The sequence below is a fragment of the Bacillus sp. FSL M8-0063 genome (genome assembly GCF_038005545.1).
GTDB lineage: Bacteria > Bacillota > Bacilli > Bacillales > Bacillaceae_G > Bacillus_A > Bacillus_A wiedmannii.
In genome coordinates this window covers 1,427,458-1,440,980 of the sequence record NZ_JBBOTJ010000001.1, presented here as the reverse complement: position 1 = coordinate 1,440,980, position 13,523 = coordinate 1,427,458, and the positions used below count along the sequence as shown (strand labels likewise).

The 13,523-nt window shown below is 34.0% G+C and carries 11 protein-coding genes and 1 riboswitch; of the genes, 1 reads left to right on the top strand and 10 read right to left on the bottom strand.

The annotated features are described in order from the left end of the window. Positions 1-10 precede the first annotated feature (10 nt). From MKX31_RS07425 to MKX31_RS07385, 9 genes are all read right to left on the bottom strand, one after another. Entirely contained in the window at positions 11-1,312 is a 1,302-nt protein-coding gene (locus MKX31_RS07425) for a pyrimidine-nucleoside phosphorylase (RefSeq protein WP_064476404.1), read from the bottom strand. 36 nt (positions 1,313-1,348) lie between these two features. Beyond that, the gene (locus MKX31_RS07420; RefSeq protein ID WP_064476405.1) at positions 1,349-2,530 is read right to left on the bottom strand and encodes a NupC/NupG family nucleoside CNT transporter; all 1,182 of its coding nucleotides are present in this window, start codon (positions 2,528-2,530) and stop codon (positions 1,349-1,351) included. A gap of 102 nt (positions 2,531-2,632) precedes the next feature. Then, positions 2,633-3,304, bottom strand: a complete 672-nt coding sequence (deoC, locus tag MKX31_RS07415; RefSeq protein WP_064476406.1) for a deoxyribose-phosphate aldolase — start codon at positions 3,302-3,304, stop codon at positions 2,633-2,635. A gap of 305 nt (positions 3,305-3,609) precedes the next feature. Next, complete coding sequence (locus MKX31_RS07410; RefSeq protein ID WP_064476407.1) at positions 3,610-4,557, bottom strand: sugar-binding transcriptional regulator; 948 nt, start codon at positions 4,555-4,557, stop codon at positions 3,610-3,612. 368 nt (positions 4,558-4,925) lie between these two features. After that, positions 4,926-5,552 carry a LysE family translocator gene (locus MKX31_RS07405; RefSeq protein WP_064476408.1) on the bottom strand — a complete coding sequence of 209 codons (627 nt, stop codon included), beginning with the start codon at positions 5,550-5,552 and terminating at the stop codon, positions 4,926-4,928. Between the two features lie 233 nt (positions 5,553-5,785). Then, complete coding sequence (nheC, locus tag MKX31_RS07400; RefSeq protein ID WP_340980456.1) at positions 5,786-6,865, bottom strand: non-hemolytic enterotoxin NHE subunit C; 1,080 nt, start codon at positions 6,863-6,865, stop codon at positions 5,786-5,788. 107 nt (positions 6,866-6,972) lie between these two features. Beyond that, positions 6,973-8,181 carry a non-hemolytic enterotoxin NHE subunit B gene (gene nheB / locus MKX31_RS07395; protein ID WP_064476410.1) on the bottom strand — a complete coding sequence of 403 codons (1,209 nt, stop codon included), beginning with the start codon at positions 8,179-8,181 and terminating at the stop codon, positions 6,973-6,975. A 37-nt stretch (positions 8,182-8,218) separates the two neighbouring features. Further along, complete coding sequence (gene nheA / locus MKX31_RS07390; protein WP_046959101.1) at positions 8,219-9,379, bottom strand: non-hemolytic enterotoxin NHE subunit A; 1,161 nt, start codon at positions 9,377-9,379, stop codon at positions 8,219-8,221. 593 nt (positions 9,380-9,972) lie between these two features. After that, a complete protein-coding gene (locus MKX31_RS07385; RefSeq protein ID WP_000254869.1) occupies positions 9,973-11,799 on the bottom strand; it encodes an APC family permease in 1,827 nt (608 codons plus the stop codon). A gap of 143 nt (positions 11,800-11,942) precedes the next feature. Then, a riboswitch (cyclic di-AMP (ydaO/yuaA leader) is annotated at positions 11,943-12,089 on the bottom strand. 138 nt (positions 12,090-12,227) lie between these two features. Here MKX31_RS07385 and MKX31_RS07380 point away from each other — a divergent pair. Next, positions 12,228-12,356, top strand: a complete 129-nt coding sequence (locus tag MKX31_RS07380; RefSeq protein ID WP_000031869.1) for a hypothetical protein — start codon at positions 12,228-12,230, stop codon at positions 12,354-12,356. A gap of 55 nt (positions 12,357-12,411) precedes the next feature. Here MKX31_RS07380 and panE read toward each other — a convergent pair whose 3' ends face one another. Further along, positions 12,412-13,356: a 2-dehydropantoate 2-reductase gene (gene panE, locus MKX31_RS07375; RefSeq protein WP_262787090.1), complete on the bottom strand. Its 945-nt coding sequence runs from the start codon at positions 13,354-13,356 to the stop codon at positions 12,412-12,414. Between the last annotated feature and the right edge of the window lie 167 nt (positions 13,357-13,523).

The window sequence follows — 13,523 nt, the reverse complement described above, 5'->3', positions numbered from 1 at the left end:
GTAATGATGATTAATCAGTAATAACTGTATGAACTAATTTAGGAGCCACTGCTGTTTCAGCGATAGAAATGTTTTCATAAATTTTAGCTTTTACATCTTCTACATTTTCGCGATTTGCATAAATCGTTACGAACGGCTCGCCTTCTTTTACTGCATCGCCCACTTTTTTACGTAACATTAATCCTACCGCTAAATCGATTTCATCTTCTTTTGTTGCACGACCAGCACCAAGTAACATAGCAGCGATACCGATTTCATCTGCAACAATGTTAGAAATAACACCTGAAGTTTTTGCAGGTACATCAATTACATACTTAGCTTGTGGCATTTTTTCTGGATTGTCTACAATCGAGCTGTCTCCGCCTTGGTTGCTTAAGAACTCTTTAAATTTCTCAGTTGCTTTTCCATTTTTCATAACTTCAATTAACATTTCACGAGCTTCTTCTAATGTACTTGCTTTTTTCGCAAGTACAACCATTTGGCTACCTAATACGAGTACTAATTCTGTTAAATCTTCTGGACCTTCACCTTTTAAAGTATCAATCGCTTCTTTCACTTCTAGAGCGTTACCAATCGCAAAGCCAAGAGGTTGTGACATATCTGAAATAACAGCCATCGTTTGACGTCCTACGTTATTTCCGATACGTACCATTGCATGTGCTAATTCTTTTGCATCTTCTTCTGTTTTCATAAATGCGCCAGCACCTGTTTTTACATCAAGTACGATCGCATCAGCACCAGCTGCTATTTTTTTACTCATAATTGAACTTGCGATTAAAGGAATCGAGTTTACTGTTCCTGTTACATCACGAAGTGCATAGATTTTTTTATCTGCAGGTGTTAAGTTTCCTGTTTGTCCAATAACAGCAACTTTGTCACGGTTTACAATATCAATGAACTGCTCTTTCGTAATTTCAACGTGGAATCCTTCTACCGCTTCTAATTTATCAATTGTTCCGCCCGTATGTCCTAAACCACGACCAGACATTTTTGCTACCGGTACATCTAAAGCAGCTACTAATGGTCCTAATACTAATGTTGTTGTATCACCAACACCGCCAGTTGAATGTTTGTCTACTTTAATTCCTTCAATTGCTGATAAGTCGATTGTTTCTCCAGACTCCACCATTGCCATCGTTAAATCTGCACGTTCACGATCTGTCATATCTTTAAAGAAGATTGCCATTGCAAGTGCACTCACTTGATAATCAGGAATACTTCCGTCTGTATATCCATTAATAAAGAATTTGATTTCTTCAGTCGTTAATTCTTTGCCATCACGTTTTTTTGCAATAATATCTACCATTCTCATTACAATCACCATTCCTTTTTATATGATATGAATCTATTAAAATAATAAGCCAACGATTGTTGCTGATAAGAAACTTACTAATGTTGCACCGAAAAGTAATTTCAAACCAAATCTTGCGACTACATTCCCTTGCTTTTCATTTAAGCTCTTAACTGCCCCTGCAATAATTCCAATTGAAGAGAAGTTTGCAAATGAAACTAAGAATACAGATATAATCGCTGTCGTTCTATCTGAGAAATTAAAGTTGCCTTGTGCTAAATCTGTCATAGCGACAAATTCATTTGATACTAATTTTGTTGCCATAATATTTCCGGCATTAACTGCTTCATGCCAAGGTACACCCATAATAAATGCAAATGGTGCAAATACATAACCAAGAATTTCTTGGAATGAAATACCGATTACACCTTTAAATACTGCATTAATGAATGCGATAAGTGCAACGAAACCGACTAACATAGCTGCTACTGTAATCGCAACTTTAAATCCGTCTATAATATATTCTCCTAATACTTCAAAGAAAGTCTTTTTCTCTTCTTCTTGTACTTCTAACATATCTTCTTCTTCAGTAACTTCATACGGATTAATGATAGAAGCGATAATAAAACCACCGAATAAGTTAAGCACTAAAGCGGTTACAACATATTGTGGTTTTAATAACACCATATACGATCCAACGATAGACATTGAAACGGTAGACATTGCAGATGCACATAATGTATACATTCTTTTCTCTGGCAATAAGCCTAATTGTTTCTTAACTGAAATAAACACTTCAGATTGTCCTAAAATTGCAGAAGCAACAGCGTTATATGATTCTAATTTCCCCATTCCATTTACTTTACTTAATGCTAGACCGATAGATTTCACAATAATAGGTAATACTTTAATATGTTGCAAAATACCTATTAAAGCTGATATAAATACGATCGGCATTAATACACTTAAAAAGAACGAAAACTCTTTTTGATTTACTAATCCACCAAATACAAAATTCACACCGTCAGCGGCATATTTTAATAGCTCTCCAAAACCATCTGCTATTCCGCTAATTAATACATTCCCTACACTTGTATTTAATAATAAAAACCCCAAAATGAATTGTAATATAACCATCGTTATGATTGGGCGATATTTGACTTTCTTTCTATTATTACTAGCAAGCCAAGCGATACCTAAAATCAATACGAGGCCAAAAATACCAATTAAGTATTTCATAAGCCGTCTCCTCCCATTCGTATCCGCTTACATTCTTTTCAATTGTTAGAGCAATAGATACACTTTATTTTGTGTATCTATTGCTTTTGACTTCATTAATGATTAGTAGTTATCTGTAGCACCTTTTGCATCATTTAATACGATTGCAACACTAGCACTTGCTCCAACGCGAGAAGCTCCAGCAGCTACCATTTTGTCTGCATCTTCACGTGTACGAACGCCACCAGATGCTTTTACACCAACGTTTGGTCCTACTGTTTTACGCATTAATGCGATATCTTCAGCAGTTGCTCCGCCAGTTGAGAATCCAGTTGAAGTTTTTACGAAGTCAGCACCAGCTTTTACTGATAATTCACAAGCGCGTACTTTCTCTTCATCTGTTAATAGGCAAGTTTCAATGATTACTTTTACAAGAGCTTTTCCTTTTGCTGCTTGTACTACTTCATAAATATCTTTTTCAACGAACTCATTGTCACCGTCTTTTAAAGCGCCTACGTTGATTACCATGTCAACTTCAGTTGCACCTTTTGCGATAGCATCTTTTGTTTCGAAAGCTTTTGTTTCAGTCGTGCTTGCTCCTAATGGGAAACCGATTACAGTACAAACATCTACACCATGTCCAGCTAATTCTTCAGCAGCTAGCTTTACCCATGTAGGATTAATACAAACAGAAGCGAATTTATATTCCTTTGCTTCTTCGATTACTTTCATAACATCTTCTTTTGTAGTATTAGCTTTTAAAATTGTATGGTCAATTAACTTTGCAATATTCATTATCTTCACTCCTCATATCTTTTAACAACTTCATTCTAACTCTTAGTTGAACAAATGTAAATATACTTTTGAAATTTTGTTCATTCTTTTTTAGAAGGAATCTCTTGTAGTAAATAAAGCGCATTCTAACTAAGAAACACTTCATATATAAAATGAAAACTTTTATATTAACAATGGTAGTATGTATCTCAATATCCATAATTATTTTTAAAAAGGCAATTTGTATTCAAAAACACTCCCATAATTCATACATAGTAAAATAAAAGGCTTTCTCAAAATTAAAATCTTGAGAAAGCCTTTTATTTCTAATCTTTTTGATAATGTAACAATTCCTTCGCTGTATGCTGATCTATAATTAATACATTTGCATACCCGCCACGTAACGCACCATCAATTGCTTTTATTTTTCTATTACCACCAGCAACTAAAATAGAGCGTTTCTTTAATTTCAGTTCTTCTAGCTCAATTCCAATGGTCCGCTGATTAATTTCTTCACTACTAATATTTCCGTCCCCATCAAAGAATCGTGAACAAATGTCACCGACCGATTGTTTTTTGAGTAAACTCGTTTCATCCTTATCGAAATAACCTAATCGGAATAATAGTGCTTCGTCTCTCACTGTTCCTACAGTGAAAATAGCAATATTCGCTTGTTTTCCCATTTCGATAATGTGATGAATATGTCGATCCTGCTCTACTAATTCTTTTGTCACTGCATTATCAAATATAACTGGAAGGGGTAGATTTCTTGGCGTCGTTTGAAAAGCATCTGCAAATAAAGCAATAGTCTCATTCGCATATGTATTTACACTTGAATGACTAATACCACCTTTTAACTGAACAACTTCTACACCTTTTACATGTTGTGGTACAATTTTTCTAGCGATTTCATACATCGTCATTCCCCAGCTTACACCAACGATATCACCATTTTTAACCGTCTTTCCCATATACTCAGCTGCATATTTACTAATATACTCTGTAATCGTTGCATATTCTGGCACTGGAGAAAATACGACATGTGCCTCTAACAAGTTGTACTTTTCTTTTAGTAAATTCCCAACGTTATCTAAATCAGCAAATGGATCGGCTATACTAATTTGAACAAATCCTTTTTCTTTCGCGTACTTTAATAGTCTAGAGATAGTCGGCCTTGAAATATTTAATTTGTTAGCAATTTCTTGCTGACTATAATCTGACTGATAATATAACCTTGCAACTTCAACGCTTAATTGTTGTTTATCTTTATCCATAGCAACTCGTTACATATCCTTTCCTGTATTTCCTTTTCGTTACAAGCATTATACAGCTTTATGCAAGAAATTTCGACTACCGAATTTTATCCGCCTATACTGCTACTTCACTTAATGTATGCAATGACACTTTAATCAATGGTTTTTTGTCCATCCCCCTACCGATTATCAGCCCGACCCTCATAATGTAAGATTTTTTCTTATAAAGCAAACCGGTCAGGTTATTGAGGAACTTATTTTTTAAGTTCAAATTAGATACGTGTGTAAAATTTGTATGAAGGTATGAAATCAATTGTAAAATGGTAGTTTTAGAATAAGTAAATAAGAGAAATAACCACTATTGATTATTTCTCTTTTCATATACATATTTATTTTTGGAAAAACAACCTCACTCCAAATACTAATAATACTGCGCCCGTAATACCCTCTATTGTACGGTTCACTCTTTCTTTTCTTAGAAAAGTTCTTAATTGACGTATGAGTGAGATATAAAGTAAATACCATATTGCTGTCAAAGTCGTAAATGTGACTCCTAATAAAAGAAATTGAAGGAAATGATTTTGATTACTCACAATAAATTGGGGTAAAAAACTAAGGAAAAACACAGCAGTTTTTGGGTTTAAAATTGCCGTAGTAAATCCTTGTCTAAAGCTTTTAATTGCTCCAATATCCTTAGAGTCCATTTCTACTGAACCTGACATAGCTTCTTTTTTATATAAGGCACTTTTAATTGACTTTACAGCTAAGTAAATTAAATAAAAAGCCCCAGCATATTTTATAAATGTAAATAACATAGCAAATTTCATTAGGATGGCAGAGAGTCCTAGCGTGGCCATTATTGTATGAATCATCATTCCAGATATCGTTCCTAAAACAGTCTTTATCCCACCATTTTTACCATGCGAGATAGTGTTTTTTGTAACTAGTGCAAAACCAGGACCAGGCATTATTATGATTAACAGTGCTGTAAGGATAAATAACAAATAATTTTCCATGTTCTAGTATTTCCTTTCCAATTTTTAGTTTTGCTTACAGTATAACTTTTTTCATTAAAACATTACATATAAAAAGCTTGATCAGAAGTTTATCTAGGGTATTAGTATCGATTTGATTAAACATTACCCTAAAACTATATGAATAAAAAACATGACAAATTTAAATATCAAATTACAAGTCCAACTCTCACAAAAAACAGGATAAAAAATAAACAGCGGAACTAGTCCACTGTTTACTTCGCCACACCTTCATGTAATTTTTCTGTATAATCTTTTACGTCTTTCCAGCTATCTTTTGCTGTATATAAGTCTTCTTTTATGAAGGTAAATTCTTCAGGGCTGATTTCTTTAACATTTTGCAGTAAATTATTATATTTTGCCCCTACTGTATACCATTGATTTGATATATTTTGCAGTGCTGTAATTGCTGCATCAATTGTTTCAGTCATGTTTGTTGTTTTATTTTTTACATCTGTCAAAATTGCGACTTCTGCTTGTGCGCCAGAAATTCTATCCTTTAAATTGGCTATTTCTCTTTCTGCATTTGCGATATCTTTTTTCGCAATCGCAATCATCGGTCCACCTGCAAGACATGTAATTAGTGCTACGCAAAGTACGCCACCAGCAATGACCATATCATTACTCTTTTTGATTGAATCGTTATATGTATTGATTTGTTGCTCTAGAGCTGGGATACCAGCATTCGTACTTGCTAATATCGCTGTTAATTGATTTGTATCCTCTTTAAAACTATTTGTGTCTTTCGCCATTCCATCGCGAAAAGCTTTCAAATCCCTTAATAATACATCTACCTCATTTTGATTCTTTACAATATCCGCATACAACTTTTCTAAATCCGCTTTTAACTTTACGCTATCCTTTTGATCAATCGCTATTAGCATGCTATTATAATACGCTTGAAAAGTATTATTGTAATTAATAACATTTTGATCTGTTTTCATAATTTGAGGCTTCATATAATTTAACCAATACGCCGCGTTAATTTTTGCATCTCTTTGGTGCTGAATCATATTTCCTTTAAACTCACTATTAATGGAACTTATTTTACTCAAATCAGTCTCTTGCTGATTTTGAATTAATTTTGCATATGAATCCATTGCAAATATGCTCGATGTCGTTTGCGCCATAACATCTTGGAATCCAGCTGGTCCGAGAGAATAGTTTTTCGCATTTTCTTGTAGCACCTTTGCATTTGGTTCTGCTGCAAAAGGATGTAAAGGGAATGCGTTACTCGTTGCCACCCCAGCAATCATTAACGTTAAAAGACATTTTTTATAAAATCTTTTCTGCATTCTTTTCACCTATTTTCTTTATAAGGGGATAAAAAGCTCCTGCTCACAACTGAACAGGAGCTTCAAACCCTTCATCAATACGTAACGCTCTAACGCTTCGTATTTGATTAAGATTTTTTCGTATCTACTACTTTAATATCTTCAGCATAAATCTTTTCTGCATAGTCTTTAATGTTTTTCCAGCTATCTTTCGCAATGTTTAAATCTTCTTTAATGAAAACAAGGTCATTCGGACTAATTGAATCTACATTTTGAAGTAAAGAATTGTATTTTGATCCCATTGTGTACCATTGGTTTGAAATGTTTTGCAACGCTGTAATTGCAGTATCAATTGTATTTGTTAAATACTCCGTTTGTGTTTTAATGTTCGTTAACCCAGCTACTTCTAATTGAGCAGTTGTAACTTGTCCTGTTATTTTTTGAATTTCAGCTTGTGCATTATCAAGCTCTTTCTTCGCTAATACGATTCCAGCTGTACCACCACCTACAGCTGCTGCACCACCTGCAATTAATGCGACTCCTAGCGGCGTTCCTGCACCTGTAGCAATAACTACTGCACCACCGATAATTGCAATTGGGCCTAGTGCTGTTGCAACAGATGAACCGATAATAATTGCATTATATTTACTAATTGCTTCATTGTACGTTGTAATTTGATTTTGCAGAAGCGGAATTCCAGCATCTTGACTAGCTAAAATAGATGTAATTTGATTTGCATCACCTTTGAAGTTTTGCGTATCGGACGTCATTTTGTTTCGGAATTTTTTTAAGTCTTCTACTAACTGATCTACTTGCGCTTTATTTTCATTAATACTACTTGATAATCTAGTTAACCCTTTCGTAAGAGTCGCTTTATCCTTCGCATCTACCGCAGCGACTAAAGTATCATAATAGTTTTGGAATTTCGTATTGTAGTTAATGATATTTTGATTCGTTGAAATAAGCTGTGGCTTTAATACATCTAACCATTGCTTCGCATTTCCTCTAGCTGTATCTTGGTGCTGAATTACTTTCCCTTTTAAAGCCGCATCAACAGACGATACATTACCAAAGTTAACATTCCCTTGTTTAATAATTGTTAAAGCGTACAGATCCATTACTAAAGCGTTTGAACCCGTTCTTTCCATTGCATCTTTTAAGCCTTCTGGTCCTAATGAATATTCTTCATAGTCATTATAAGCTTTTGCTACCGCATGAATTGGAGCTTGTTTCACTGTACTTTCAGCTGCATACGTATGCGCCGGCATAATGTTCCCTGCTGCAAATACTGCCATAAGTGCTGATAGAGCCATTACTTTATAAGGTTTTTTTGTCATTTTTCTTCTCTCCCTATATCGCTAATTATTTTTCTGCTTAATGTACTTCAACGTTTGTAACGTAATCTTCAAATTGATTCGTTTGTTTATTCATTTCATCACTTACTTTTTTAATTTGGTTGAAATGTTTTTGAAGTAAACTACTGTCTGTATATGTGCCTTCTTCAACATTCTTTTGAATTTGGATCATATTATTGTTTAAAACTTTCCAATCCGTTAATAACGTTTCTAGAGTTGTAATTTGACGATCGATTAGTTCTGTAAAGCTACTTACTTGATCTTCAACGAATGTAATTTGTGTTGCCTCTGCTTCAGTTTGTGATAACTTTTGAATAAGTGGTAATAGCTCTTTTTGCTTTTGCTGAATGCGAAGAGCCGCTTCTCTCGTTTGGCTATCTGCAGCATTTACAATTTCATTACTTAAAGTACCGATAGAAACGAAATCAATTGTTTTCGTTTGCGCAGTTTGATTTGTAATTGTAAATACTTGTTTACCGATATTAATAGAACCTTTAATAATTTCTTGAGGTCTATTCAAAATAGTCGTTAATTCCGCTTGAATTTCCCCTTGAATTCTTTTAATATCTTCTCTTAACTTCACAATATCTCCACTTGATCCTTGTAGTGTTTTTATTGCTTCATCAGCTTTAAGTGATAAGTTGCTACTATCTTTGTCTAATACCGTTTTAAATCGATTTAATTCTAATAAGTCTTGCTCCATACTCTCTTGGATGCTTTGTACTTGCAATTGTAATTTTCCATATGCATTTGTAAAATCTGCTTTTGCTTGTTCATCTTCATTTACGTTTCCTGCTAGTTCATAGAGCTTACTATAATAACTATTAAATCTAGTACTATATCTCATCATCTCTTGATTTAAGTCGATTAGCTTCGGATTATATTCATCAATCCACTCTCGTACATTTGCCTTTGCAAACTTTTGATGATTTGTTAAGCTACTCATAGCATTTACCTTAATGTCTGGCTGTTGTAAAATAACTAATCCGTATGCTTGTATAAGTGGTGACTGTGATCCTAACATCCTAATTGAATTGGATAATGTATTTGGAGCAATTACATTTTGTGCATATACTGTTTTCACTTCTGTTTGCCCCTCCTTAGCGTAAGCGCTTACAGGAATAAAACAACTCGTAGATACTGCTGTAACCAATAACCCTGTAATTAAAGTCTTTTTCACTTTAACTCCTCCTATGTATTAGCAACTATTACTATCGCATTTTATTATTCTATTTTCTTGCACGTAATTTGAGATGGTTAAAATAGAGAACGTTCTTACCTTGATTCATATACGAACCATCTCTCCCAACTTTTATTGCTACAGTACTCACTTATCGTTCTAAAACATTTCATATGTGATTAGTATGAATAACATTGTATAAAATTTCTATTTCATAGCCATTTCCACATTCACACAGTGAATATATTACATAAAAATATTATTCATTTTAAGCTAAATAACGTACGCAAATATGAAATTTCGTTTTGTTTTCATGTAAGTTTTGTACTGTAAGGTCATTTAAACACAGCTATTTATCTATCGTAAAGAAGTATTTTCATTCCCTTTATTTTCAAGCTTTCCTGTCCTTATTTCAAAATATAATCCACTTCACTTTTTCAATTGAAATATCCATATATCACAACAAAAACTCCTACTTACTTATAGATATAAAAATTATATCAATATATCTTTTAGGTTCATATGCAATTATGCATAGCGTATACACAAAAAGGATAGCTTCACTTTCGTAAAGCTATCCTTAAAAAATCTTCTTACTTTTTCAAATGATATGGAACTGTTGTAATAACAACATTTCTTTTATAGAGTAAATACGCACGAATGAGTAAACTAGACTGATTATGAAGAATGTTATGCCAACCTTTTTTCGGAATGAACTGTGGTATAACGACAGTAACTCGGTAATTTGATTCACTCGCTTTATATTGCACTGTATCAATAAACTTTGTTAGCGGTTGAATAATACTTCTATAGTGAGAATGTAAGGTAACAAGTCTTACTTCAGGTTGCCACTTCTTCCATTTCTCTTCAAATTTCTTTTCCTCTTCTCTGTCAAAAGCAACATATACAGCGATAACTTGATCTGCAGAAAGAGCCTTCGCATAGTTCAATGAATTTTCCACCACATGAGTCATGCCCGCTACAGGAACGACAATTACATTTCCCTCAATTGGAACAAGTGGTTCACAAGTTTTTAAACTCAATTGATCGCCCACTGCATCGTAATGCTTCTTAATTCTATGGAACAAGAAGATGATGGCAGGTAAGAAAATAAGGATTGACCAAACTTGTGCAAATTTAGTTAAAAAGAACATGCTCATTACGATAAAACTAATAACTGCACCAATTAAATTAACTGTTAATCTCAAAGCCCATCCTTCAGGTTTTTCACGAAGCCATTTTAATACCATACCCGTTTGAGAAAGTGTAAATGGAATAAATACACCTACTGCATATAACGGGATTAAATGTTCTGTTTGCCCTTGGAAAGCTACAATTAAAATAATCGAAGCTATCCCAAGTATAATAATACCGTTTGAGTAACCTAGGCGGTCTCCTCTAATCGTAAACATTCTCGGTATAAATTTGTCTTTTGCAAGGTTAACTGCTAATAGTGGAAATGCAGAATAACCTGTATTAGCAGCAAGAATTAATATTAAAGCAGTTGTACCTTGTATGAAATAGTACATGAAATTACGTCCAAAAGTTTGTTCAGCAATTTGTGAAACAACTGTTACTTCCTTACTTGGATTAATTCCGTAATAATAAGCTAAAAAGACAATTCCTGAAAATAAAACGGCAAGTAATGCACCCATTGCAAGCAATGTTTTCGCTGCATTGTTAGGTGCAGGATCCTTAAAGTTTGGAATTGCGTTAGAGATTGCCTCAACACCTGTTAAAGCCGAACTACCCGATGCAAATGCTCGTAGCAGTAAGAACAAACTAATTCCCGCAACCGGCGTTCCAATCGGCGTGTGTAAAGTCGGTGAAACGTGACCAGTTAAAATATTGTATATCCCTACCCCAATTAATATAAATAGTGCTAGAACGAATAAATAAACCGGATATGCTAAAACGGAAGCTGATTCCGTTACCCCTCTTAAATTTAAAATAGTAATCAATATAACAAATATAATCGCAATGATTACATTATGTGCATGTAAACTTGGAAAAGCTGATGTGAGCGCATCTGTACCTGCGGACACACTTACTGCAACAGTTAAAATATAATCGACTAATAAAGATCCTCCAGCTATTAACCCTGGATTCATCCCTAAATTTTCTTTTGATACAACATACGCGCCTCCGCCATGAGGATAAGCAAAAATAATTTGACGATAAGATAAAATAAGGGCTGTCAATAACACTAATACCCCAACAGCGATTGGAATTGAATACCAATAAGCAATCGCTCCAAGACCTGCTAAAGCAATTAAAATTTGCTCTGGTCCGTATGCAACCGATGACAATGCGTCAGAAGATAAAATGGCTAACGCCTTCGTTTTATTAAGCTTTTGCTCTCCTAACTCAGTTGATTTTAACGGTCTTCCAATTAAAAACCTTTTAATAGATGAAACCAATGCTGTCCACTCTCCAATAATTTTGTACGAACGATTCTGCTAGTTACAGCGGATAAACAATTTCTTCAGAAAACAAAAATGTCTACAAGCCATAACGAAATAGACTTGTAGACATTATATTTTTTGTCGCACAAGCTCCACCTTCCTTCTCAATATAACGCTTACGAGGTTAGCTGTCGGATTCGGGCCTATGAGTAGCCCTACCTTTTTCAAGGATTCACCCCATTGGATTAAGTACTAATCCATAAGAACGGGTCCCCCGCACCATGCGGTTTCAGCGATTTAGAAAATTGAAACTGTGGATTATAATACTCCTTTATTTTCAAAATGTAAACAAAAATTTTGAAAAAGAAAAAAATAAAATGATTGCGCATAATCCGCTGGTAAATATACATAATGAATACTAAAAAACGATAAAGGAGACCCATATGTCTAAAGAAAAGAAGCCTATTTTTTCCGATTCCTATTTAGATGCATTAGCAAATGAAATTAATCAATTATACGGTAAACGTGAACAGGAAATAAATTTGACAGATAGAACGAAAAGAAATAAATAAGTTGTCATAAAAAAAGAAAGCAATACACTTATATATTGCTTTCTTTTTTATTTTTTCATACATCCAATTCTATTGCTGATTTGTTAAAGATCATTTCTTCATACACTTTTAAATTTTGATATACCGCACCCAATAATGGTGCTTCCATAGAAAACTGTTCTGCTACATCTAGTAAGTATCCTTGTATGTGCTTCCCTTCAATGGACGAACCTTTTTCCATATCACGCTGCATCGATGACTTCATATCATACGAAATTTTATCAATTGTTTTCATATGTTCCTGGGCAATATCTTCCTTAATTGGTGCCCCTATATATCTCATGATTTGCACACATTCTTCAAATAAGTTTTGAATAAAATCACGTCCACCTTCGCTTTCACGAATCGGTCCTATTGGTGCACGCATTAATGTTGTCACACCTGACATTACAGTAATAAATAAATATTTATGCCACATATCTTGCGTAATATTTTCACTTAAAACAAAACTAGATTTCGTACCTGCAAATGCTTTAGCAATATGCTGTATTCTCTCTGAATCTTGAAACTTCATTTCTCCAAACAGAAGTCTGTTGGCAGCGCTAGTTTGTACAATTTCTCCTTGATCGTTTAACGTCGTCTCGATAAAACATAGACCGCCAATCACTTTCTCTTCACCAAATTCTTTTTGTAATAGTGATACATGAGCAATACCATTTAACAATGGAATGATGACAGTATTTTCACCTACAAACGGCTTCAAATCTTGAATCGCCCCGTTTAAGTGATACGCTTTTGTTGAAAATAAAATGACATCAAATGGAGAAGTTCGATCTTCTTTCGTTATTAATTTCGGTTGGAAGGAAAAATCCCCATTCACACTACGAATAACAAGTCCCTTTTCCTCTAATTGCTGTTTTCTTTTACTACGAACAAGAAACGTAACATCTTCCCCTTTTTCGACTAATCGGCCACCAAAAAATCCTCCGACGCCACCAGCTCCTAATACTAAAATACGCATACAACATCCCCCTTTTCAAAATACAATTTTATAACATGTAGTATACATAACATTATACATGTCCTCTACTAAATAAGCTGAATTTTCATTCTTAATCAAGTATAAAACAGTGGTTATTTTCAAATAAATTTGGGCATGTTGTTTTTATAGCATATATGAAAGGAAAC

Coding starts and splice junctions, on each gene's coding strand:
- MKX31_RS07420 (WP_064476405.1), bottom strand. CDS start 2,530: ATGAAATACTTAATTGGTATTTTTGGCCTCGTATTGATTTTAGGTATC.
- MKX31_RS07425 (WP_064476404.1), bottom strand. CDS start 1,312: ATGAGAATGGTAGATATTATTGCAAAAAAACGTGATGGCAAAGAATTA.
- MKX31_RS07410 (WP_064476407.1), bottom strand. CDS start 4,557: ATGGATAAAGATAAACAACAATTAAGCGTTGAAGTTGCAAGGTTATAT.
- nheB (WP_064476410.1), bottom strand. CDS start 8,181: ATGACAAAAAAACCTTATAAAGTAATGGCTCTATCAGCACTTATGGCA.
- MKX31_RS07380 (WP_000031869.1), top strand. CDS start 12,228: ATGTCTAAAGAAAAGAAGCCTATTTTTTCCGATTCCTATTTAGATGCA.
- MKX31_RS07405 (WP_064476408.1), bottom strand. CDS start 5,552: ATGGAAAATTATTTGTTATTTATCCTTACAGCACTGTTAATCATAATA.
- panE (WP_262787090.1), bottom strand. CDS start 13,356: ATGCGTATTTTAGTATTAGGAGCTGGTGGCGTCGGAGGATTTTTTGGT.
- nheC (WP_340980456.1), bottom strand. CDS start 6,865: ATGCAGAAAAGATTTTATAAAAAATGTCTTTTAACGTTAATGATTGCT.
- deoC (WP_064476406.1), bottom strand. CDS start 3,304: ATGAATATTGCAAAGTTAATTGACCATACAATTTTAAAAGCTAATACT.